General features: G+C 70.5%; 18 protein-coding genes and 1 tRNA gene. 7 read left to right on the top strand and 12 right to left on the bottom strand.

Annotated features, from left to right (window positions below):
* The first annotated feature begins 73 nt into the window (after nucleotides 1-73).
* Nucleotides 74-1,771, top strand: a complete 1,698-nt coding sequence (locus J1M36_RS11355; RefSeq protein ID WP_206479672.1) for a GH25 family lysozyme — start codon at nucleotides 74-76, stop codon at nucleotides 1,769-1,771.
* A 127-nt stretch (nucleotides 1,772-1,898) separates the two neighbouring features.
* Here the strand turns inward: J1M36_RS11355 and J1M36_RS11350 are convergent, their stop codons facing one another.
* The 4 genes from J1M36_RS11350 to J1M36_RS11335 form a co-directional block, all read right to left on the bottom strand.
* Nucleotides 1,899-2,879 (bottom strand): ribose-phosphate diphosphokinase, encoded by a 981-nt coding sequence (locus J1M36_RS11350; protein WP_206479671.1) that lies wholly within the window; start codon nucleotides 2,877-2,879, stop codon nucleotides 1,899-1,901.
* 58 nt (nucleotides 2,880-2,937) lie between these two features.
* Nucleotides 2,938-4,455, bottom strand: a complete 1,518-nt coding sequence (glmU, locus tag J1M36_RS11345) for a bifunctional UDP-N-acetylglucosamine diphosphorylase/glucosamine-1-phosphate N-acetyltransferase GlmU (protein WP_241247073.1) — start codon at nucleotides 4,453-4,455, stop codon at nucleotides 2,938-2,940.
* Nucleotides 4,456-4,477: 22 nt separating this feature from the next.
* Nucleotides 4,478-4,549, bottom strand: a tRNA-Gln gene (locus tag J1M36_RS11340).
* A gap of 73 nt (nucleotides 4,550-4,622) precedes the next feature.
* Nucleotides 4,623-5,354, bottom strand: coding sequence for a hypothetical protein (locus J1M36_RS11335; RefSeq protein WP_206479670.1), 732 nt, complete (start codon nucleotides 5,352-5,354; stop codon nucleotides 4,623-4,625).
* Nucleotides 5,355-5,430: 76 nt separating this feature from the next.
* Between J1M36_RS11335 and J1M36_RS11330 the strand changes: the two genes are divergently transcribed.
* On the top strand, nucleotides 5,431-7,380 hold the full coding sequence (locus tag J1M36_RS11330) for an ABC-F family ATP-binding cassette domain-containing protein (protein ID WP_206479668.1): 1,950 nt from the start codon (nucleotides 5,431-5,433) through the stop codon (nucleotides 7,378-7,380).
* Nucleotides 7,381-7,396: 16 nt separating this feature from the next.
* On the opposite strand, the gene J1M36_RS11325 is transcribed toward J1M36_RS11330, so the two are convergent.
* On the bottom strand, nucleotides 7,397-8,035 hold the full coding sequence (locus tag J1M36_RS11325) for an HD domain-containing protein (RefSeq protein WP_085106954.1): 639 nt from the start codon (nucleotides 8,033-8,035) through the stop codon (nucleotides 7,397-7,399).
* Between the two features lie 157 nt (nucleotides 8,036-8,192).
* Between J1M36_RS11325 and J1M36_RS11320 the strand changes: the two genes are divergently transcribed.
* Nucleotides 8,193-9,224 carry a GlxA family transcriptional regulator gene (locus J1M36_RS11320; RefSeq protein WP_064847158.1) on the top strand — a complete coding sequence of 344 codons (1,032 nt, stop codon included), beginning with the start codon at nucleotides 8,193-8,195 and terminating at the stop codon, nucleotides 9,222-9,224.
* On the opposite strand, the gene J1M36_RS11315 is transcribed toward J1M36_RS11320, so the two are convergent.
* From J1M36_RS11315 to J1M36_RS11295, 5 genes are all read right to left on the bottom strand, one after another.
* Nucleotides 9,164-9,457 (bottom strand): antibiotic biosynthesis monooxygenase, encoded by a 294-nt coding sequence (locus J1M36_RS11315; protein WP_085106956.1) that lies wholly within the window; start codon nucleotides 9,455-9,457, stop codon nucleotides 9,164-9,166. The genes J1M36_RS11320 and J1M36_RS11315 overlap by 61 nt on opposite strands.
* A gap of 90 nt (nucleotides 9,458-9,547) precedes the next feature.
* Nucleotides 9,548-10,987 (bottom strand): RNB domain-containing ribonuclease, encoded by a 1,440-nt coding sequence (locus J1M36_RS11310; RefSeq protein WP_206479666.1) that lies wholly within the window; start codon nucleotides 10,985-10,987, stop codon nucleotides 9,548-9,550.
* A gap of 119 nt (nucleotides 10,988-11,106) precedes the next feature.
* On the bottom strand, nucleotides 11,107-12,129 hold the full coding sequence (locus tag J1M36_RS11305; protein ID WP_206479657.1) for a 4-(cytidine 5'-diphospho)-2-C-methyl-D-erythritol kinase: 1,023 nt from the start codon (nucleotides 12,127-12,129) through the stop codon (nucleotides 11,107-11,109).
* Nucleotides 12,126-13,184 carry a 16S rRNA (adenine(1518)-N(6)/adenine(1519)-N(6))-dimethyltransferase RsmA gene (rsmA, locus tag J1M36_RS11300; protein ID WP_206479647.1) on the bottom strand — a complete coding sequence of 353 codons (1,059 nt, stop codon included), beginning with the start codon at nucleotides 13,182-13,184 and terminating at the stop codon, nucleotides 12,126-12,128. Before rsmA ends, J1M36_RS11305 begins: the two co-directional genes overlap by 4 nt.
* Nucleotides 13,185-13,280: 96 nt before the next feature.
* Nucleotides 13,281-14,441 carry a TatD family hydrolase gene (locus J1M36_RS11295; RefSeq protein ID WP_082943279.1) on the bottom strand — a complete coding sequence of 387 codons (1,161 nt, stop codon included), beginning with the start codon at nucleotides 14,439-14,441 and terminating at the stop codon, nucleotides 13,281-13,283.
* A 170-nt stretch (nucleotides 14,442-14,611) separates the two neighbouring features.
* On the opposite strand from J1M36_RS11295, the gene J1M36_RS11290 reads away from it, so the two are divergent.
* From J1M36_RS11290 to J1M36_RS11275, 3 genes are read left to right on the top strand one after another with little or no spacing between them, the layout of a single operon-like run.
* A complete protein-coding gene (locus tag J1M36_RS11290; RefSeq protein ID WP_098053364.1) occupies nucleotides 14,612-15,562 on the top strand; it encodes a MoxR family ATPase in 951 nt (316 codons plus the stop codon).
* Nucleotides 15,559-17,145 (top strand): DUF58 domain-containing protein, encoded by a 1,587-nt coding sequence (locus J1M36_RS11280; protein ID WP_241181041.1) that lies wholly within the window; start codon nucleotides 15,559-15,561, stop codon nucleotides 17,143-17,145. The genes J1M36_RS11290 and J1M36_RS11280 overlap by 4 nt, the downstream gene beginning before the upstream one ends.
* Entirely contained in the window at nucleotides 17,142-19,646 is a 2,505-nt protein-coding gene (locus J1M36_RS11275) for a transglutaminaseTgpA domain-containing protein (RefSeq protein WP_241247071.1), read from the top strand. Before J1M36_RS11280 ends, J1M36_RS11275 begins: the two co-directional genes overlap by 4 nt.
* Nucleotides 19,647-19,797: 151 nt before the next feature.
* Here the strand turns inward: J1M36_RS11275 and rsmI are convergent, their stop codons facing one another.
* Complete coding sequence (rsmI, locus tag J1M36_RS11270) at nucleotides 19,798-20,688, bottom strand: 16S rRNA (cytidine(1402)-2'-O)-methyltransferase (RefSeq protein WP_206479644.1); 891 nt, start codon at nucleotides 20,686-20,688, stop codon at nucleotides 19,798-19,800.
* A gap of 81 nt (nucleotides 20,689-20,769) precedes the next feature.
* Here rsmI and J1M36_RS11265 point away from each other — a divergent pair, with 81 nt between their 5' ends.
* Nucleotides 20,770-22,395, top strand: coding sequence for a dolichyl-phosphate-mannose--protein mannosyltransferase (locus tag J1M36_RS11265; RefSeq protein WP_206479634.1), 1,626 nt, complete (start codon nucleotides 20,770-20,772; stop codon nucleotides 22,393-22,395).
* Here J1M36_RS11265 and J1M36_RS11260 read toward each other — a convergent pair.
* Entirely contained in the window at nucleotides 22,379-23,098 is a 720-nt protein-coding gene (locus J1M36_RS11260) for a TIGR01906 family membrane protein (protein ID WP_206479627.1), read from the bottom strand. The two genes, J1M36_RS11265 and J1M36_RS11260, sit on opposite strands and share 17 nt — an antisense overlap.
* Between the last annotated feature and the right edge of the window lies 1 nt (nucleotide 23,099).

The following is a 23,099-nucleotide window of genomic DNA, read 5'->3' as shown; positions in this document are numbered from 1 at the left end:
AGGGCGTCCCCCTGGCCGCTCGCCTTCCCCCCCACGAGTGGCTCCCCCCCCACACGCAGTAAAGGCTACGCGTATGATCTCCCCCCGAAAATCAGTGCTGCCCGCTGCCGTGACCGCCGCGGTCCTGGCACTGACCACCTTCATCCCCGCCACGGCGGCCAACGATCCCGCGGAGAACCTCAATCCCGAGAAGGGGAAAGTGGTCTCCGTGGAAACCCACGAACTCGAGACGGTTGTCAAGGACCCCCAGCTGCCCACGGCCCCACCCAAGACCGGTGACAAGAATCCCGGCGCGACCATGGGCCAGAAGATGAAGTCCATGGCGACCACGACCAACCTCTCGGAGGCGTCCGAGAAGGAACTCGACAAGGTGGCCGAGAACGTCCTCGGCCCCGAGGCGGCGAAACCCTCCGCCGCGCCGTCGACCGCGGCGCCGTCGCCCAAGACCCCCGCCACGCCGTCCGCGAGCGCGAACCCGAAGGCCACCGCGAGTGCCGCCGCGCAGGCCGCGGGCACCACGGGCATCGGCCCGGCCGGTTCCATGTCCCTCGTGATCCGGGAGAACAACTGGATCCCGACCGGGATCCAGGGCATGGACGTCTCCGGGTGGCAGCCTGCCGTGAACTGGAGCGCGGAATACGCCGCCGGCGCGCGCTTCGCTTACGTCAAGGCCACCGAGGGGACCGGTTATCACTCCGAGGCCTTCGACGACCAATACACGGGCTCGTACGAGGTGGGCATGTTCCGCGGCGCGTACCACTTCGCGCTGCCCTCACAGTCCTCGGGTGCCGCCCAGGCGGACTTCTTCATCAACAACGGCGGCGGCTGGTCCTCGGACGGCAAGACCCTGCCCGGCCTGCTGGACATCGAGTACAACCCGTACGCCTCCCTGGGTGGCACGTGCTACAACATGTCCCAGCCGCAGATGACCGCGTGGATCAAGTCCTTCTCGGACCGCTACAAGCAGCGCACTGGTCGACTGCCCGCGATCTACACGACCGCGGACTGGTGGCAGACCTGCACGGGCAACACGGCGCAGTTCAACGACCACCCCCTGCACCTCGCGTCCTACGGCGTCATGGCACCCCAGTGGTACCCCAACGGCTGGTCGCGCTACGACATCTGGCAGTACACGGACAGCGGGCCCTTCTCGGGTGACTCGAACGTGTACGGCGGTTCGTGGGCGCAGCTGCAGGCCCTGGCATCGTCGTCGAACTACAAGCCGCTGGGCGGGCGCGCGACCGGCTACTCCGTAGCCGGCGGCATCGGCGCGATCTACCGCGCCACGGGCGGCGCCGCGAAGTGGGGCACCCCGGTGGGCCCCGAGGCCAACGCCGCGAACGGCGGCCGGTACCAAGAGTTCGTGCGCAACGGCGTGAAGTCCACCGCGTACTGGCACCGCACCACGGGCGGGCACATGGTGCGCAACACGAGCAGCATCGGCGGGAAGTTCATCGGCGCCGGACGGGAACGCGGTTACGGCTTCCCGATCACCGAGGAGCGCTCGCTGGCGGGCGGGGCCTACCAGGTCTTCCGTACCCCGTCCGGTAAGTCCACCAAGCTCATGTGGTCCCCGCGCACGGGTTCGCGCGCGATCAAGGAGTACGGCGCGATCGGTCAGCGCTGGGCGAAGTCCGGTATGGAGCGCGGCCTGGGCTATCCCACGACCGACGAGTACCGCGCGGGCTACGAGATCCGTCAGCAGTTCTCCAACGGATACGTGATCGGGTACAACACCGTCTACGGCGGGACCCGGATCAGCCGGTTGTGATGCCGTGGTGTCCGGGGTGATGCGCCCCGGACACCACGACTCCCGAGCACGACGAAGGCCGGGGTGGCATGTGCCGCCCCGGCCTTCGTCATACCGGAAACCGCGTCATAGCGGTCACCGGCGGTTGTCAGGAGCGGCCGTTGAACAGGCTGGTGACCGATCCGTCCTCGAAGACCTCCTGGATGGCACGGGCGATCAGCGGGGCGATCGAGAGCACCTCGAGGTTCTCGAACTGGTGCTCCGGGGGCACGGGCAGGGTGTCGGTCACGGCCACCTTGTCCGCGCCGCACGAGGACAACCGCTCCACGGCGGGACCGGAGAACACAGCGTGCGTGGCCGCGATGATCACGTTCTTCGCGCCCTGGTCCTTGAGCACCTTCACGGCGCCGGTGATCGTTCCGCCGGTGTCGATCATGTCGTCGATGAGCACGCACGTGCGGCCCTTGATGTTGCCCACGACCTCCTTGGACACCGCCTGGTTGGGCACGGTGATGTCCCGGGTCTTGTGCACGAACGCGAGCGGGGCACCGCCCAGGCGCTCGGCCCACTGCTCGGCCACGCGCACACGGCCGGTGTCCGGAGACACCACGGTCACGTTGTTCACATCCACCACGGAGCGCACGTAGTCGCTCAGCAGCGGGATGGCCATGAGGTGGTCCACGGGCCCGTCGAAGAAACCCTGAATCTGCGCGGTGTGCAGGTCCACGGACATCAGCCGGTCCGCGCCCGCGGTCTTGTAGAGGTCCGCGATCAGGCGAGCGGAGATGGGCTCGCGGCCGCGGTGCTTCTTGTCCTGGCGCGCGTACGGGTAGAACGGGCTGACCACGGTGATGGACTTGGCGGACGCCCGTTTGAGGGAGTCCAGCATGATGAGCTGCTCCATCAACCACTGGTTGATGGGAGCGGGGTGGGACTGAATCAGGAACGCGTCCGCGCCGCGCACCGACTCACCGAAGCGCACGTAGGTCTCACCGTTCGCAAAGTCGTACGCGTCCGTGGGGACCAGTTCGGTGCCCAGCTCACGGGCGATGTTGTTGGCGAGCTCGGGATGGGCCCGACCCGAGAGCAGAACCATGCGGTTCGAACCCGTGTTGGTGATGCCGGTCATGTGAACTCGCTTTCCTTGAATTCCTGTGGATCACTGCTCGCGTGCCGTGCGCCCGGACTCAGGCGTGGTCGTCGCGGTCAGAGTCTTGAGCGGCCTGGGCCGCGCGTGCCGCCGCGGTTCCGGGACGGTGCTCCTGCACCCATCCTTCCACGATGACCTGCTTGCCCTCCGTGAGCACCAGGGCCCCGGCGGGGACGTCCTTGCGCACGGTGGTCCCGGCACCCGAGTAGGCACCGTCGCCCACGGTCACGGGGGCCACGTACATGTTGTCCGAACCCATGCGGACGTCGTTGCCGATCGTGGTGTGGTGCTTGGCCACGCCGTCGTAGTTCACGAAGACCGAGGCCGCGCCGATGTTGGAGTTCTCCCCGATCGTGGCGTCCCCCACGTAGGACAGGTGCGGGACCTTGGAGCCGCGTCCGATCGTGGCCTTCTTGGTCTCCACGAACGTGCCGATCTTGCCGTCCTCGCCCAGGACCGTGCCGGGGCGCAGGTACGCGAAGGGGCCCACCGTGGCGCCCGCGCGCAGCTCGGAATCGCTGCCGTGGGTGCGTGTGACGTGCGCTCCGCGGCCCACGATCACGTCGGTCAGGGTGGTGTCGGGGCCCACGACGGCGTCCTCCGCGACCCGCGTATGCCCGTGCAGTTGGGTCCCGGGTAGCACGGTGCTGTCCGCCTCGAGCTCCACGGTGTCGTCGATCCACGTGGTCGCGGGGTCCACGATGGACACCCCGTTGCGCATGTGCATTTCCAGGGTGCGCTGGTTGAGGTAGTGCCCCAGTGCCGCGAGCTGGACGCGGTCGTTGGCGCCCTCGAGCTCCATGTAATCCGTCATCTTCAGGGCGTCCACGCGGTGGCCGGCCTCGCGCGCGAGACGCGGGACGTCCGTGAGGTACTTCTCCGCCTGGGCGTTGTCGGTGTCCACGCGGGAGAGCACATCCCGCAGCACCGCGGCGTCGAACGCGAAGATCCCGGAGTTGACCTCGCTCACGGCACGCTCGGCGTCCGTGGCGTCCTTGAACTCCTTGATCTCGGCGAACTCGCCGCGCTCGTCCCGCAGGATCCGGCCGTACTTGCCGGGCTCGGGGTGATCGGCGGTCAGCACCGTCACGGCGTTGCCGTGGGAGTCGTGGTGCGCCACGAACTCGCGCAGCGTGTCCACCATGAGCAGGGGGACGTCCCCGTAGGTCACCAGCACAGTGCCGCTCACGGGGGTCTCGGCGTCGAGGACCTCGAGGCCCGCGTCCACGGCGGAACCGGTACCGGGGACGTCCGACTGGTCCGCGGTCAGGACCTTGGGATCCACGGCCGCGATGTGCTCGGCCACGAGATCGCGCTGGTGACGGATCACGGCCACGATGCGCTGCGGCGCGAGCTCGCGGGCCACCTTCAAGGCGTGGCCCAGCATGGAACGACCCCCGATCTCATGCAGGATCTTGGGGGTCTTGGACTTCATGCGGGTGCCCTTACCCGCGGCCAGGACGATGACGGCGGCGGGGTTCTGCCCGGTGCTCGCGGTGTCAATGGTGCTCACGGAGCAGACTCCTCTGGTTGCTCGTGAGGCGGTGGGGGCCATCTACGCCTCGATGTATCGTGCGTTCCGCCACTAGGACTCGAACCTAGACTCACGGCTCCAAAGGCCGGTGTGCTGCCAATTACACCATGGCGGAGCGTTGTCACCCGCGGGCGCCAACATGTGCGTGCGCCCGGAGGACGCACGAGACGTCACTTTATCATCTGCGTTCAGCGCGTCAGCACGAGCAGAACCCGCCCCGCTGCACGGTTCTCCTCGAATCCGGGGAGCCCCCGGGACAGGGTCTCGGTGTCCTCCACGGTGATCCCACGCACGAGCACGGGGGCGCGTGCGGCGGCGCGGCGCACGTACTCCCACGCGGCGTTGTCGGCCTGTCCGGCGGCCCGGGAACGCGAGACGTCCCACGCCATGGAGGTGACGTCCGGGGCGGTGACGTCCAGCGCGCCGTTGTCGTACTCGCGGTCCAGCAGGGCCATGAGCATGCCCACTTCCTCCACGATCGTGCTGTTCTGCACCATGAGCTTGACCTGGCGGTGGGACGCTGCTTCCGCGAGCGCGGCGAGCATCGAGTACAGCCGCCGCCGCTGCCGCCCCCGGTGCGCCACCCCGCCCAGGGCGAGCACGAGCCACCCGGCGCCCACACCGCGGCACAGCTCCAGGGCGTCGTCCACGGCCGCGAGCACGCCCTCGTCGGGGATGTCGTCGTCCACGGCCACGGGCGCGCGCAACAACAGGGGTTCCGCGCCGGCCTCGCGCAGGCGTAGAGCGGTCTGGCGGCGCACGAGCGAACCCATGTGCGGCCCCACGGGGTGGTCCCCGCCGATCGTGATCTCCACCGGCCCCGGGAACTCACGGATCCGGGCCACCGCCTCGGCGAGGCCCTGGGGATCGTCCAGGACGGTTCCCGCGGGCGTCTCCCCGCGTCCTGTTGCGTCGTGCATGGCACACAGTCTCGCACGCCCGTGGGGCGGGGGGACGACGCCGCGGCCCGTCGGTGCGCGCTTGTATCCTTGCCGGGTGGCTCATCTGATCGGCGGAGAAAACTTACATCTCGAGTACCCCACCAAGACCGTGTTCGACTCGGTCACCGTGGGGATCGACGAGGGCGACCGGATCGGGATCGTGGGTCGCAACGGGGACGGCAAGTCCACTCTCATGCGACTGCTCGCGGGGCGCATCGCACCGGACTCCGGGCGGGTGACCGTGCGCAGCGGGACGACCGTGGGCATGCTCGACCAGGCCGACACGCTGGACCCGGACCAGACCGTGGGCCACGCCGTGGTGGGGGACGTACCCGACTACGTGTGGGCCGCGGATCCCAAGGTGCGGGACGTGATCTCCGGGCTCGTCTCGGACGTGGACTGGGACACCCCCGTGGGGCAGCTCTCGGGCGGGCAGCGCCGCCGGGTCGCGCTCGCGAGCCTGCTGACCGGCGACTGGGACGTGATCTTCCTGGACGAGCCCACCAACCACCTGGACGTGGACGGCATCACGTGGCTCGCGAAACACCTCAACAACCGCTGGTCCAGGAACGCCGGCGCGCTCGTGGTCGTGACCCACGACCGCTGGTTCCTGGACGCCGTGTGCACCGACACGTGGGAGGTCCACGACCGGATCGTGGAACCCTTCGAGGGCGGGTACGCGGCGTACGTACTGCAGCGCGTGGAGCGCGACCGACAGGCCGCCGTGGTGGAGCAGAAGCGGCAGAACCTCATGCGCAAGGAGCTCGCATGGCTGCGCCGCGGGGCACCCGCGCGCACGTCCAAGCCCAAGTTCCGCATCGACGCCGCCAACCAGTTGATCTCCGACGTCCCGCCGCCGCGCGATTCCGTGTCGCTGTCCCGCATGGCGGTGTCCCGGTTGGGCAAGGACGTGGTGGACATCGAGGACGTGTCGGTGGAGTTCCCCTCCCCCGCCGTTTCCGGTTCCGCGGGTTCGTCCGGTCCGTCCGGCCCTTCCGCGGACGACGACGGCGCCGCGACTGCCGCTTCGTCGGGCGCCTCGCCTGGCGCCTCCGGTGGGACACGCGTGCTGCAGGACGTCACGTGGTTGATCGCCCCCGGGGAGCGCACGGGCATCCTGGGCGTCAACGGCGCGGGCAAGTCCACGCTCCTGGGGCTCGTCACGGGTGCCGTGGAGCCCACCACGGGGCGGGTCAAGCGCGGGAAGACCGTCAAGATCGCGACCTTGACCCAGCAGCTCGCCGAGCTCGAGGACGTCGCGAACGACCGGGTCTCGGACGTCGTCGCCCGGAAGAAGACCTCCTACGTGACCGAGGGCAAGGAGATGACCCCCACCCAGCTCCTGGAGCGGCTGGGGTTCTCCTCCGCGCAGCTGAAGACCCCGGTCAAGGACCTCTCGGGTGGACAGAAGCGGCGCCTGCAGTTGCTGCTCATCCTGCTGGACGAGCCCAACGTGTTGATCCTGGACGAGCCCTCCAACGACCTGGACACGGATATGCTCGCCGCCATGGAGGATCTCCTGGACACGTGGCCCGGGACCCTGCTAGTGGTCTCCCACGACCGCTATCTCCTGGAGCGGGTAACCGATCAGCAGTACGCGGTAATCAACGGCCGGTTCCGGCACCTGCCCGGCGGGGTCGAGGAGTACCTCAACCTCTCGGCGACCGCGGCGTCCGGCACCGCAGCCGGTTCCTCCGGGGCGTCCAACCCGCTTGCGGCGTCCTCTTCCTCCTCTGGCACTGCCCCTGCCTCCGACGGCGCCGCCCCCTCCGAGCCGCGGCTGTCCGGCGCGCAGGCGCGGGCCGCGCAGAAGGAACTGGGCGCCGTCGAACGCAAGATGCAGAAACTCGGCGAGCAGATCGAGGCATTGGACGGGACCATGGCCGCCGCGGACCCCTCGGACTTCGAAGGGCTCGGCAAGCTGGCGGCGCAGAAGTCCGAACTGCAGGAGCAGCTGGACGAACTCGAGCTGCGATGGCTCGAGCTGGGCGAGGCGCTGGAGTAGACGAGCGAGCCGGAGCTCACTCGCTCCAGGGGTTCGCCTTGATGATCTCCACGAAGTTGTCGCGCTTGAATTCCGGGTCGAAGTGCTCCAGCACGTCCGCGTTCATGTTCCCGAACGTGGAGTGCGGGCGGTGCACGTTGGCGTCGTTGAACGCCTTGAGGATCTGGTTCTTGAAGTCCGGGCGGGGATGGACCTCCACCACGGCCTGCCGTTGGGCGTCCGTGAGCTCGTCGAAGTGCATGCCCAGCACGTCCGTCTCCACACCCGCACTCACGAGAGCGATCTCCGGGGCCATGAACTCGGGCACCCCGGGGGTCGTGTGCAGCGCGATCCCGAGCCACGCGTTGTGCGCCCGCTCCTGCGACGCACCGCGTTCCAGGAGGAACTCGCGGACCTCGTTCGCGCCGTCCACCTCGAAACGCAGCATGGAGTCGGAGTAGGTATCCGTGAGGCCGCGATCGTGGAACATGGCCGCCGCATACAGCAGCTCGTGGTCCACGCTCAGGTCCTGGGCCTGCCCCACGAGCGCGCCGAAGAAGAACACGCGGCGGGAGTGGTGGTAGAGCAGGTCGTCCTCGTTGTCCCGGATGTACTCGGTGATCTCCCGGGCGAGTTTGCTGTCAGGGACGGAGATGCCGGAAATGGTGTCGGTCATGAGCTGACTCCTGTTCTGGGCGGGCCGTGCATGGGCGGGCAGGGGCCGCTGCAGCTGAGGAGCCGCGCTGCCCCACCTTTCCATTGTGGGCTCGCTGCACACCCGTCCGCCAGGTCCACAGTGACAGGAACCCCTCGGATTCGGACATACTGAACACATGACAGCCCGCCATCACGTCGTCGTTCTGCTGTTCCCCGGGGTCACCCTGCTGGACGTCTCCGGACCCGCTGAGGTTTTCGCCGCGGCCAACTCCGCGGGTGCCGACTACGCGGTGCGCTTCGTCTCGCCGTCCGGCGGAGACGTCGAGACGTCGGTGGGCGCGCGGATCGCGACCGAATCACTCGCGGATCTGGAGGGCGCACCCCGGATCGGCACGCTGCTGGTGGCCGGTGGAGAATCCCTCGCCACGCGCCCGGTGCCGGACGGCGTCGTCACGGCAGTGCGCGCCGTCGCCGACCATAGCGACCGCGTGGCGAGCGTGTGCACCGGGGCGTTCGCGCTGGCCGAGGCGGGCCTGCTCGACGGACGCCGGGCCACGACCCACTGGCGTCACGCCGCCGAGCTGGCCCGCCGCTACCCGGTAGTGACCGTACACCCCGACGAGCTGTACGTGCGGGACGGAGCCGTGTTCACGAGCGCGGGCATCTCGTCCGGGATCGACCTCGCCCTGTCACTCGTGGCCGTGGACCACGGGCGGAACTTGGCCCACGGCGTGGCCCGGGAACTCGTGGTCTACATGCAGCGCGCGGGAGGGCAGTCCCAGTTCTCGGCCGCGCTGGACTGGCCCGCGCCGTCGTCCGCTCCCCTGCGCGAGCTGTGCGCCGATATCGTGAGCGACCCCGCGGCCGCACCCCCGGTGGCGGAGCTGGCCCGGCGCGCGCACATGAGCGTGCGCCATCTGAGCCGGCTGTTCACCGCGGAGCTGGGCGTATCGCCGGGGAAATTCGTGGAACAGGTCAGGGTCGAAACCGCCAAGTCTCTGCTGGACCGCGGGCACGGCGTCATGGACACCGCGCGACTGTCCGGCTTCGGCACGGACGAAACCCTGCGCCGCGCGTTCGTGCGGCACTTCGGCGTCACGCCCAGCTACTACCGCGGCCGCTTCCCGACCGATCCAGTCCGGGAGCCTTACAGGTCCACGACCTCGAACTCGAGCAGCGACGCACCCGTGGCCACCGGTTTGCGCTGACCCCCGGCGTGGGCGGCCTTGGCATTACCGTCCCGCCACGCCTCGAAGTCCTCCTGGGTGGCCCACGTGGTCACCACGAAGTAGCGGTTCTCCCCCGCGACCGGGCGCAACAGCTGGAACCCCTCGAAACCGGGCTCACCGTCCACCGCGTGCTTGCGCGCCGCGAACCGGGCCTCGAGCTCGGCGCCGGCACCCTCGGGGACCTCGATGGCATTGATCTTCACCACGGACATGACTGCCTCCTGTCGTTCGTCATCACTTCTCTCCCAGGCTAACGACGCCGCCTGACCGGTCACTGCGACGAGGCACCGGACCAGGCGGCGTCACCCGGCGACGTCGGACACGAGTTCGAACTCGGCGCGGCCCTCCGCGACGTCGGCCCGCACGAGACGCACCCGGAGCTCTTTGCCGAGCGGCAAATCGGGGGCCTTGAGGGTGACCTCAACGGCGGGTTCGCGGATGATGATGGTGCCGCGAGCGCCGTCGTCCTTGACCTCCACCACGGTGGCCGTGAACTCCTCGCCCACGTGCGCGGACAGCGCCAGCGTCTCGACCATGTTCACGATCCCACGCTCGTACGCCGAGGCCTTGCGCGCGGACGCCTCCATCTCGGCCGGCAGCTGCGGCAGCGCCTCGAGCACCCAATCGGGAACGGGGTTCCCGGCGCTGATCGCGAGGCACACCTCGCTCCCGTAGCGGTCCACGAGTCGGCGCAGCGGCGCGGTCACATGCGCGTACGACGTCGCGATGGCCGAGTGTTCGCGATGCTCCGGGGCCGCGCCGTGGAACGCCTCGTAACCGGCCCCCCGAAACAACAGGGTGCACGCGTGCAGCATGGCCGCGTGGGTCCCGAGCTGCGGATCGAGTGCGCGCACGAATTCCGGGTAGCTGACGTCCTCGGGCCACGAGATGCGCAGGGCGGCCGCCGTGGCCCGCAGTTTGCGGATCGCGGAGTCGGCCGCCCGGGGCAAGATGCGCAACAGGCCCGTGCCGGCGTCGAGCATCAACTGCGCGGCGGCGATGCCCGTGAGCAGCGAGATCTGGGCGTTCCACCCCTCCACGGGCAGCGCACTGCGGTGGACCACGCGCCACTGCTCCTGATCGATCACCACTTCCTGCTCGGGGATGCGCAGGCTCACCCCGCCGCGTTCCCGTTCGATCCGTTCCCGTAATTGCCCCACGGTGCGCAACAGTGTGAGGGACGGGTCCGCGGTCCCCGCGTCCAGCCGATCCTGTACTTCTCGATAGGTCAGCTGGGCGCGGCTACGCACGAGGGCCCGCCGCACCGATGTGCTGCGGAGTGCGCCCTGTTCGTCCAGCCCCAGTTCCCACAGCACGGCAGGGCGCACGGTGTGCGGCAGCAGACTCGCGGCGTCCTCCGAGAGTTCGGGAGGGTGCAACGGCGTGCGCTGGTGCGGGGCGTAGAGGGTCTGGCCGCGGCGGTGGGCCTCGACATCGATCGGATCGCCCGGGTGCACGAACGCGGCGACGTCGGCGATCGCGTACCACACGGTGAAACCCGTATCCGCGGTGCCGATGAGCACCGCTTGGTCCAGGTCCCGGGAGCCCTCCGGGTCGATCGTGACGAGCTCGAGGTCCGTGCGGTCCAGAGACGGTAGGCGCGGTGCGGCGGCAGCGGCCACGGCGGCGTCGTGCACGGCCGGTGGGAAGTCGTCGGGGATGTTGAGCTCGTGACGCAGGGCCTCGAGTGCGCGCACGAGTGGCTCGGGAACGGGATGGACCTGCTGCGGACGGATGGCCAAGATTGACTCCTCACCCGGGGGCTCGGGGAGTGCACCGCCCGGGCCGGCCCAGACCTCGAAACCGTGGTGACGCGCCTACGTTGACCCGATTCTGCCCCGGGACACCCCGGCGGGCGGGTTCATTCGCGCGATTCGACCCGCGCGCCGGGCACGGGGCCGGCCACGGCGAGGGCGTGGCGGTGTTCCCGCACGAAGTCGAGCACGAGGCGGCGCGCGGCATCCCGCGAGCGCACCAGGAAACACACCGTGGGGCCCGACCCGGAGACCCATCCGGCGAGCGCACCCAGTTCCACGCCGTGGTTGAGCAGCCCCTCGAGTTCGGGTAGCAACTGGATCGCGGGGCCCTGGAGGTCATTGCGGATCCGGGCGGCGAGGGCATCGGGGTCCGCGTCGGCCAAGGCCGTGAGCACCGCGGTGGGGACGGGGTCGGGTGCGATGCCGGTGCGCGGGGCACTCCTCGCCGATGCGTTCGTCACCGTGTGATTGGCATCCCACTGGCGGTACACGGCCGGTGTGGACAGGCCCTGGTCCTGGGGGACGAAAACGAAATGCAATTGCTCCTCCGCGGCCACCGACTCCAACTCGGTTCCCGTGCCGCGGCCGATCGCGGCACCTCCCAGGAGCATGAACGGCACGTCGGCGCCCAGGCCGGCGCCCAATCGGAGGAGTTCGTCCGTATCCATTGGGGCGACGCCCGCGTGGCGGGCCACGAGGTCGTTGACCGCCACGAGCGCGGCGGCGGCGTCCGCGGATCCCCCGCCCATGCCGCCGGCGACCGGCACGGCCTTGCGGACATGCAGCTCGAGTCCGGGCACGGGGACGTCCAGCGCCTCGCACACCGCGAGCGCGGCCTTCACGGCCAGGTTCGTCCCGTCCAGGGGGACATCGGAGAGGCGGGCGGTTCCCTCGCTCACCATGCGGGCGTACTCGCTACCGCGCTCGGCCTCCACGGTGATGCGGATCCCCACCCCACGACGGGCGAGCGCGGGATTCACGGAGGCCGTCACGGTTTCCCGCAGGTCCACGGCCACGAAGAGGGTCTCCAGGGGGTGGTAACCGTCCGGGGTGGGGCTGCCCACGTGCAGCACGAGGTTCGTCTTGGCCGGGGCGCTCGCGCGGACCCGGGTCGGTGTGGGGCTCATGGGTGCTCCCCCGGGTCGGTGGCAGGTACGTCGTTCACTCCGGACCGGTCTCGGGGCGCGGTCTCAACGGCTTCCGCGGGGTGCTCGTCCGGCGCCGTCCCAGTGGCAGACGCGGTTCGTGGAGTCGTGAGGTTCCCCGGAACTTCTCCGGGTCGGCTATCGGCTCCGGCCACTTCCTCCGTCCCCTCTGAACTTACGGTCCCGGCGGCCGCCGCGATCCGGGCGAAGTCGGCGACGTCGAGCCGCTCACCGCGCGCGGCGGGGTCCACACCGGCGGCGCGCAGGATCTCCTCGGCGCGGGCACCGGACCCCGCCCAGCCGCTCAGCGCCGCCCGTAAGGTCTTGCGACGCTGGGCGAATGCGGCGTCTACCACCGCGAACGTGTCCCGGCGCAGCGACTCGGCGACCGGGGGCTCGCGGCGCTCGAAGCGCACGAGCCCGGACGCGATCTTCGGGGCGGGCCAGAACACGTTCTTGCCGATCACCCCGGCCTTGCTCACGTGCGCGTGCCAGGTGGCCTTCACGGACGGCACGCCGTACACGCGCGACCCGGGCCCGGCCGCCAATCGGTCAGCGACCTCGTCCTGGACCATCACGAGTCCGTGGCGCACGGTCGGGAAGGTCTCCAGGATGTGCAGCAGCACCGGCACGGCCACGTTGTAGGGCAGGTTCGCGACGAGCGCGGTCGGCTCGCCGGGCAGCTCACGCACGCGGGCGGCGTCGGCCTCCACCACGGACAACCGGTCCGCAGCGCTCGGGAAGAACCGTTCCACGGTCTGGGGCAGCTGCCGCGCGAGGGGCGGGTCGATCTCCACGGCCGTGACCGACGACGACGCCGCCAACAGCCCCAGCGTCAACGACCCCAGGCCGGGCCCCACCTCCAGGACGTGTTCGTCCTGCCCCAGGTGGGCGGCGGCCACGATCCGGCGGATGGTGTTGGGATCGATCACAAAGTTTTGACCGAGCGTCTTGGTGGGGCGGATCCCCGCTTGCTCGGCGAGTTCTCGAATCTCGGCGGGGCCTAGGAGAGGGCCGTCGGTACTGGGCTCGGTCACCGGTCAATCCTACGTGGCGTGCCTGCGCGATCCGCACCCGCACCTGTGCCCGCGGGGTGGGAGCCCCTCAGAACTGCCCGCACACCCGCTCCGAATTCAGAACTGCCCGTACACCCGCTCCGAGTTCTCCCAGATCCGCCGGCACAGCTCCTCGAGATCCGCGTCCAGGATCTCCGCCATCCCCCGCACCGTGTAGTTGACCATGTACGGCGCATTGGGCCGGCCCCTGAACGGGTGCGGCGTGAGGAACGGCGCATCCGTCTCGCACAGCACGAGCCCCGGATCCGCTTCCCGCAGCGCTGCCTTGAGCGGTGCCGCGTTCTTGAACGTCACGGTTCCCGCGAACGACATGTACCACCCGTTCTCGTTGCACAACCGCGCGAGCTCCGCGTCCCCCGAGAAGCAGTGGAACACCGTACGTTCGGGAGCCCCGGCATCACGGAGGATGCGCACCACGTCCTCGTGTGCCTCACGGTCGTGGATCTGCATGGCCACCCCGTGCCGCTTGGCTATCTCGATGTGCGCCCGGAACGACTCCTCCTGCACCGCTAACCCCGACTCCGGGGTGTGCACACGATCCATTCCCGTCTCCCCGACGCAGCGCACCCTACGCTGCCCCGCCAATTCATCGATCACCGCGAGCGCTTCGTCCAGCGAGCGCCCGCCCGTTGAACCCGCGTCGCGTGCCCTCGTGAAACGCCCAGCCGCGGAAACTTCCCCTGGTCCATCGGACTCGAAGCGCCCCGCTCCGGACCCCTTCGCCGAGCCGTCACCCGCCGGAGCCGGTGCATCCAGGTCTCCGGAGACACCCGACCCGGCCAAGGTAGGGGCCTCGTTCGGGTGCAGCGCCACCGCTGCCAGCACCCTCGGAACCGTCTGCGCCGCTGCCACCGCGAATCGCGACGACTCCACGTCGCACCCTGCCTGGACCACCCCGCACACGGAGGCGTCCCTGGCCGTGGCCATCGCATCCACCACGGACACCCGTACCAACCCGTCCTGCATGTCCAGGTGGGTGTGGTTGTCCACCACGGGGTGCGGCAACGGCTCCGGCAGCGCAGGGAACGTGAGATTGCGACGTCGTCCTTGCGCATCCGTGTGCGCACGACGCTCCGTGCCCTCACCGTTGGGCACGTCGTCACCGGAATCGGCGACCGCGTACCGCTCCACGGTGTACGCCTCGGGCGTCTGTCCCGCCACGGGCTCGGGTCGGGCTGCGTGGTCCCACACGGATTCGGATACGGGTGTCTCAATCACCCCTCCACGATAGATGACGCGCTCCCGCCCGGCCCCGGGCAACCGCATCCGTGCGCCGCTCGGTGAGGAAGGGGCCCCGACCCCGTTCGCAATGCACCCGCACCTAGCAAATACCTGCGAACATGGGGACAAACACCCCCGGATCCCCCTGCCCGTGAGACGAGGAAATAATGGAGCAGTTCGCCGCCCGCACCAAGGCCATCCTTGACCGCATGAACTCGGTCATCGACGGCAAACCCGCCGAGACCCGCACGGCCCTGCTGACCCTGCTGGCCGGCGGCCACCTGTTGGTCGAGGACGTCCCGGGCGTGGGCAAGACCATGCTGGCCCGTACCCTGGCCGGCGCGGTGGGTGGGACGATCAACCGGATCCAGTTCACCCCGGACCTGCTCCCCACGGACATCACGGGTGTGTCGGTGTACGACCAGACCCGCAACCAGTTCGAGTTCAAACCCGGCCCGGTGTTCGCGAACGTGGTGATCGGGGACGAGATCAACCGCGCTTCGGCCAAGACCCAGTCCGCGCTGCTGGAGGCCATGGCGGAGGGCCAGGTCACGGCGGACGGCACCACGTACCGGCTGGCCGAACCGTTCATGGTCGTGGCCACCCAGAACCCGGTGGAGATGGACGGCACGTTCCCCCTCCCGGAGGCCCAGCGAGACCGGTTCATGGCGCGGATCTCCATGGGCTACCCGGACGCGGACGCCGAGGTCGCCATGCTGCGCGATCACGGCGCAGGCTCCCCGTTGACGGGTCTCGGGCCGGTCGTGGACATCGAGGAGGCCCGCGACCTCGTACGCCACGTGGCCTCGCTGCACGTGTCCACCCCGGTGCGCCGCTACGTGGTGGCACTGTGCCAGGCCACCCGCACGCACCCGCACCTGCGCCTGGGGGCGAGCCCCCGCGCGGCCCTGCAGTTGCAGGCGGCCGCCCGCGCGCAGGCCGCCCTGGCCGGACGCGACCACGTGCTGCCGGACGACGTCAAGGACGTCGCGGTGGCCGTACTCTCCCACCGCCTGCTCCTCGAGCGTCGCTCGGGTGCGGACAGCGCCCAGGACATCGTGCGCACGATCCTCTCCGACGTCCGCGTCCCCACCGAAGACGCCCCCCAGACCCGATGAAGGCCGCCGCTCCCGAGGCGCGGGTAGATTCACGCGCCAAGTTCACGGTGCGCGGGTGGTGTTTCCTGGCGGCAGCCGTGCTGTGCCTGGCCGCCGCCACGTGGCTCGGCCGCAAGGACGTCCTGGCGCTGTCCCTGTTCCTGGGCATGGTGCCGCTGCTGTCCTCCCTGGCCATGTGGCTCGTCAAACCTCGCGTCCTGCTCAAACGTTCGGTGGACCCGCCGCTCGTCACGCTCGGCGACGCCGCCCAGGTGGCCCTGCGCGTACGACGTCGCTCCGCCTTCTCCGCGCGCAACCGTACCTCGGGTGCCGCTCGAGCAGGCTCCACCCACGACCCGGTGGACCCCGCGGTCCACGATATGGGCACGGCAGGAGGCGGCCTGACGGGTGGCATGGGCGATGGCCCGGCGGATGCCGCGAACCCCGGCCGCGGGGCAGGCCCGGACACCACCGACGCGGACCGCAGGGGCACCCTCCGCTCGGGCCGCACGAGCGCCGTCGCCGCCGTGGACGTGCACGAGACCGTGGACCCCCTGCTGGGCCGGGACCAGGACGTCTCGGTACCGGTGTCCGGGGCGCCGGTCACGTACACGGTGCGCCCGCGGCGTCGGGGGATCCACGAACTGGGTCCGGCTACGGTGCGCGTGGGCGACCCGTTCGGCGTGGTGACCGAACTGCTGGACGTGGCCGAGCGGACGTCGCTGTACGTGGCCCCGGAACCCGAGGACCTCACCGAGCACGGGGTCACCATGGCGCGTGAATCCGGCAACGACCCGTCCCGGCGCGCCCAACCGCAACCGGGACCCGACAACGTGATGACCCGCGAGTACCGCCACGGTGACCCCATGCGCCGGGTGCACTGGGCGGCGTCCGCCAAGCACGGCCAGCTCATGGTGCGCCAGGAGGACCCGCGCAGCACGCGCAGCGCCGTCGTGGTCCTGGACTCCGCGGCCGAACACTGGCCGGGCGCTCGTGTGTGGGCCGGTGTGCTCGAATCCACCGAGGAGTTCGAGTGGGCGGTGCGCGCGGCGGCGTCCGTGATCGAGCACCTCACGCGCCGCGAGACCGTGGTGCACGCGCTCGACGACCAGGGCCGCGCAATGCCCCGCGGCGAGGCACCGGTGGCCGACCTGCGGGACACGGACGTCACCGACGACACCGCCACGGAAGTCGTCCACGGCCTCTCCCGAGCGGCCCTCGTGAGCCGGCCCGAATCCGAGGCGTCGACCGATCCCCTGACCGAGCGCCTCGAACGGGAGGGGCTCTCCCACCCGTTGTTGCTGCTCACGGGCCGACTCTCCCCAGCGGCCGCGCGGCGCTACGTCACGGCAGCGGCGGCGAGCACGGTGTGTTCGGTCATCATGGTGATCGACGCCCCCGCGCACCGCCCCGACAGCGCCGCGGTGTTCGAGTCCGCGGGGTGGTCCGTGGTGTTGGTGACGCGCTGGACGGACGTGGACGCCGCATGGCTCGCGACCACCCGCGGGGCCACCCTGCTGACTCCGCCGCCGCCCGACCCCGGTACCCGACAGCTGCGCATGGACGAGATGATGGGCCACGCCCGAGGGAGGGCCACCGCATGAGCGCCCCCGATCCCACGCCCCACGCGGACCACGACGCCACCTCCGCGGGGGCCCCCGCCGCGGCTGCGACCGCCACCGCGGCACCCACGGCTCAGGGCCGCTCGGTGACCCCCGACGCCACCGGCCTCCGGGCTGCTCAGGACGGCCGGAGCTCCGCCGGCCACTCCCGCACTCCGCACGATCAGCACATCCAGGGAGCGCGTCCGCCCCGGCCCCGCGTGATCGAACTCAGTCTGCTTCTGCTCGCCGCGATCGCCCTGGGCTGCGTGGGCATGGCCGGTGCGTTGAACGGCCTGTGGTGGCTGCCCTCCGTGGCGGCCACCGTGCTCACGGTGCTCGTGGTCACGGGCGCGGCCCGCTGGTTGCGCGTGCCCTCACCGCTCGTCACGGTCCTGGGCCTGGCCGCCCTGTTGCTCGCGTTGACCGTGGTGCACCTGCCTTCCCACGCCCTGCTGGGCTTCATCCCCACCGGGGAGACCTTCACCGCGGCCGGTGAGCTGTGGCGTTCCTCCGGCGACTTCATCTCCCGCGACGCCGCCCCCTACGGCCCGAACCCCGGGCTGGCCTTCGTGCTGTGCACCCTGGTGGGGCTGGTGACCGTCTTCATGGAAACCGTCCTCGTGGGTCTGCGCATGGCCGGACTCGCATGCCTGGGGATCCTGGCGCTGCTCGTGCTCCCCGCGCTGACCCTGCCGGGCAGCGTCACTGCCCTCGGTCTGGCCGCGGCCGCGCTCGCCGCCCTGGCGCTGCTGGCCGGTTCACGGTTCTGGGGTGCCACGCGCGCCCAGCGCATCGCCCCGACCCCGGGAGGACTCCCCCGCGCCCTGCTCGTCATCGCCGGTGTACTCGCGGTGGTGCTGTTCGTCCCCGCGGTCATGCCCGGATTCTTCAACGGGGCCTTCCCACAGGGCAGCTCGTTCACCGCGGAGCGCGCCTCCGGGGTGGGCCCGCTGCGCGCGGTGGGTCAGGACCTGCGCTCGGTCGAGCACACCCGGCGGTTCTCGTACACGACCTCGGACGACCAGCCCCAGTACATGCGGTTGCTCACCCTTTCCGATTTCGACCAGGACGAGTGGTTCCCGGACGTCGAGAACCTGGACGGCGATCTGTCGGGTCTGGCCGACGCCGCGCGCAACCCGGTCCCCCGCGGCACCGAGGTCTCGGCCAAGGTCATGTTCGACGACTTCTCCGAGCACTGGCTGCCCGCACCCTACGCCCCGGTGGCCGTGAGTGGACTCGGTGACGAGGGGTGGGCGTGGAATCCCCGCGACCTGTCCATCTTCAGCGAGTCCACGGGAATGTCCGGGGCCGAGTACACGGTCACGTCCGTGCTGTCACGAGCCACCCCGGAGGCACTGCGGGCGGCACCGTCGGCGGCGTCGGACCCGCAGCTCGGCGACTACCTGCGGCTGCCCGCGAACCGCCCGCAATCGGTCGCGGACGCCGCGCGCACGTTCACCGAGGGTGCGGACACGGACTACGACCGTGCCCTCGCGATCCAGAACCACCTGCGCGACGACTTCCGCTACGACGTGACCGCGCCGCTCGCCCAGGGCTACGACGCCGGCGGGATGGGATCACTCGACGAGTTCATGCGCACCCGCACGGGGTACTCGGGGCATTTCGCCCCGGCCATGGCCCTCATGGCCCGGGAAGTGGGTATCCCCGCGCGGGTCGCCGTGGGTTACCTGCCCACCGCCCCGGTCGAGGACCCGGACGGCGGCCGTTCCTTCCCCGTGAGCACGGGCGATTCCCACGCGTGGCCCGAGCTGTACTTCGAGGGCGTGGGCTGGGTCCGTTTCGAGCCCACCCCCGGGGTGCCCAGCACCCCCGATTACGCGCCGGATTCGGCCCAGGACCAGGGTGGGGAGGGTTCGCAGACCCCGGAGGAGACCGCGGCGCCGAGCAACGAGCCCGAACAACAGCCCAGCGAGGAACCCTCCGACCAGCCGTCCGATCAGCCGAGTGAACAACCCAGCGAGCAACCGGGGGACGACCCCTCGCAGGAGCCATCACCCCAGGACGAGGCGGCGCCGACCACCGCTGCGGTGCCGTGGTGGCTCGTGACCGGGGTGCTCGGTCTGCTCGCGCTGCTGGCCCTCGCGGCGACGCCGCGGGTGGTGCGCGGGCGGCGTCGTCGGGCGCGACTCGCGGCACTGCAGGACGCGTCCCTGACCCCGCAGCGCCGGGCCAACGCCGCGTGGGACGAGTTCCGCGCGCTCGCCGAGGACCACGGCGTCACCTCCCCCGCGTCCGACACGCCTCGCGTGCGGGCGCGCCGGCTCGCGGCGGGGCTACCGGGGGCGCAGACCGCCGTGGATCACCTCGTCGCGGACCTGGAATCCGCGAGCTACGGCGCCCCGGACTCCCGCTGGACCCCGCGGACCACGCCGGAGGACCTCACGCTGGTCCGGGACGAGTTCCGGAAGCGGGCCTCGCGCGGCGGGCGGCTGCGCGCCGACTGGTGGCCGGCGTCGCTGTGGAGCGGCCCGCGCGGGTGACCACGACGCCGCGCGGGCGGGTCCGTCCCGCCCGCGCGGCGGCCGAGGCCGCCCCGTCATCACTGCACGGAGACCGGCAAGTCCGACCCGAGGGGCACTCGTCGGCGAGACGGTCGTCCTACATATCTGCGCGCCGTTACCGCGGGTCGGGTCAGTTCTGACCGCGCGCGGTGATCACGGCGTCGTAGAGCTTGCGTGTGCTCACCCCGTGCTCGGTGGCCACTTCGCGCGCGGCGGCCTTGAGCTTGACGTCGCTCGTGGCCACGAGGTGCTCGACCTCCTGAACGAGGTCCTCGGGCTCGGGAGCCACGGCCGGTGGGGCACCATGCACGACCACCACGATCTCCCCGCGCACCTGGTTGTTCGCGGCCCACTCGACCAGACCCGCGAGGTCATCGCGCAGCACCTCTTCATGCAGCTTGGTCAGCTCGCGGCACACGGCCGCGCGCCGGTCCGCGCCCAGGGCGTCCCGCAGCGCGGTGAGCATCTCCGCGAGACGGTGCGGGGACTCGTAGAAGACCATGGTGCGGGGTTCGTCCCGCAGGGTCGCGAGGTGGGCCGCACGCTCGCCCGTCTTACGCGGCAGGAAGCCCTCGAACGTGAACCGGTCGGTGGGCAGCCCGGAGACCGCGAGCGCCGCGAGGACCGCCGAGGGCCCGGGGAGCACACTCACGGGCAGGTCCGCCTCGGCCGCGGCGCGCACGAGCGGGAACCCGGGGTCGGAGACCGTGGGCATGCCCGCGTCGGAGAGCACGGCCACGGTACGACCGCGGCGCACCTCGTCCAGCAGTTCGCCGGTGCGCGCGTTCTCATTGTGTTCGTGGTGGGTGACCACCCGCCCGGTCACGGTCACGCCGAGCCCGGAGGCCAGGCGGTGCAGGGTGCGGGTGTCCTCCACGGCCAGCACGTCCGCGGTGTGCAGGACGTCCTTGAGCCGCTGGGACGCGTCCGAGAGGTTGCCGATGGGGGTGCCCACGACCACCACGGCACCGGGGCGGTGGTCCTCGGTGCCGGGGGTGGTCGTCGATGTCTGTGAACTCACCCGTCCACTCTACGAAGGTCCGCCGGTCGAACGCTGTGACGCCACCGTGGCCGGGCTGAATCTCCAGGGGTGCACCCTACGATGGGATCCGTGCCCTCGACTGTCTTCTCCCCCGCCTCGACCGCACCCGTGGCCCCCTCCGTGCGCGACCGCCTGCTCCCCGCGGTCACCCGGTTGCCCCGGTACTGGTGGGTCCCCCTGGCGCTCGTGACCCTGCTGGGCGGGGTGCTGCGCTTCGCGCACCTGTCGTGGCCGCACGCCGTGGTCTTCGACGAGACGTACTACCTCAAGGACGCCTACTCGCTGCTGCTCCACGGCACGGAGCAGCAATGGCCCGAGGGCGCGGACGAGGGGTTCGTCTCCGGGAACATCCCAGACACACAGGGTCACCCCTCTTTCGTGGTGCACCCGCCCCTGGGCAAGTGGCTCATCGCGATCGGGCTGTGGTTGTTCGGCGCGGACGACCCATTCGGGTGGCGCTTCTCCGCGGCCCTGTTCGGCACGGCGTCCATCGCCGTGATCTGGTGCGCGGGATGGTTGTTGTTCCGCTCGGTCACCCTGGCCACGATCGCCGGTGTGCTGACCTCCCTGGACGGGCTGCACCTCGTGGAGTCCCGCCTGGCCCTGCTGGACGTCTTCCTCATGTTCTTCCTGTTGCTCGCCTTCGTCTTCGTCCTGTTGGACCGCGACGACGGTCGACGCCGCCTGCTCGCCCGCGGCCCCGGCGGCGTCCTGGGCCCGTGGTTGGGCGTGCGGTGGTGGCGGATCGCCGCGGGCGTGGCGTGCGGTGCGGCCGCGGCCGTGAAGTGGAACGCGCTGTTCAGCATCGCCGCGCTCGGGATCCTGGCGGTGCTGTGGGACATGAACGCGCGGCGGATCGCCGGGGTCAAGAACTGGTTCGCCGGTGCGGTGCTCAAGGACGGCCCGTGGGGATTCCTGAGCATGATCGGCGTGGGCGCGGTGGTGTACGTGATCACGTGGACCGGGTGGCTCACCACGAGCACGGGCTACAACCGCAACTGGGCCGAGCTGAACCCGGGCGACGGCCCGCAGTGGCTCCCGACCGCCCTACGTTCCCTGTGGGAGTACCACGTGGCGGCCTATTCGTTCCACGCGGGGCTGTCCTCGCACCACACGTACATGGCCGGCCCGGCCACGTGGCCGGTCATGGCCCGCCCCACGTCCTACTTCTACGAATCCCCCGGACGAGGCGTGGACGGCTGCACGGTGGAGTCGTGCAGCCAGGCCATCCTCAACCTGGGCAACCCCGCCGTGTGGTGGGTGGGGATCCTGGCGGTGCTGCTGGGACTGTGGTTGTGGGCGGTGCTCCGTGACTGGCGCTTCGGTGCCCTCGTGGGCGTGTACGCGGCCGGTTACCTCCCGTGGTTCCTCTACCCGGAACGCACGATGTTCTTCTTCTACGCGCTGTCCTACTTCCCCGCCATGGTCCTGCTGATCACGGGGGCGATCGGGGTGCTCACAGGCAAGCTCGCGGTCCCCCGCCTGGGTGCCACCGCGGGCACGCCGTCCGCCGCGGTGCACGAGCAGGTGATCTCACCGGTGTGGGCGCGGCGCTGGCGCAGGGTGAGCGTGGTGTTCCTGCTGCTCGTGGTGGTGCTCGCGGTGTTCTTCTGGCCCGTGTGGACCGCCCAGACCATTCCCTACGAGCACTGGCGCTGGCGGATGTGGTTCACCTCGTGGATCTGAAAGAGCGTGCCGCCCGCATCCGGCGGGTCGTGGCGAGCATGACCGCGAACGCCCCGATGAGCGCCACGAGCGCCACGGCGATCGCGGCGTCGATCCAGAACTGGGTGGGATAGAGCCGGATCAGGGTGTCCGAGATGCTGAAGGTCCACGTCCCGGAGCTGAAGAACAAGGAGTGGAACGCCGCGAAGAAGCTCTGCCACCCCACCACCGCGAACACGGCCGTGAGCAGCAACAGGACCACGGTGAGCCACGAGCCCGCGAACCACGCGGAAGAGGCGGTCCCCGGGGTCGCCCGGTGCAGGTACCAGGCCGCCAGGACGCTCAGCACGAGCAGGACGAACGCGATCAGCAGCCCCCAGGACATCACGTGCTGGACGTCCCGCATGTGAGAGACCTCCGCCGGGGTGAACGCCATGCCGCCCTCACTGCTCACCAGACCGCCCAAGTACTCGGGCGGGGCCAGGTTCATGATGTAGTCCATCCCGTAGGAACCGAACGTCATCCGTTCCTGCGTGCTCATCCCCCAGTGGTCAGCGGGGAAGCCGGGGCGGTGGTACTCGAGCCACAGGAAGACCGGGGTGGCCACGAGTCGTACCCCCAGCGCCACGAGCAGGACGGGCAGAGTGAGTGCCAGGAATCCCTGGAGGATGCGCTGCACCGCGGTGGGGCGGGGCCAGGGGCCGCGTGGGATGGAGGAGCTCACC

This window comes from Kocuria sp. KRD140 (assembly GCF_017168375.1).
Classification (GTDB): Bacteria; Actinomycetota; Actinomycetes; order Actinomycetales; family Micrococcaceae; genus Kocuria; species Kocuria marina.
The sequence above is the reverse complement of the archived record's forward strand: the minus strand, read 5'-3'. Positions and strand labels throughout refer to the sequence as shown.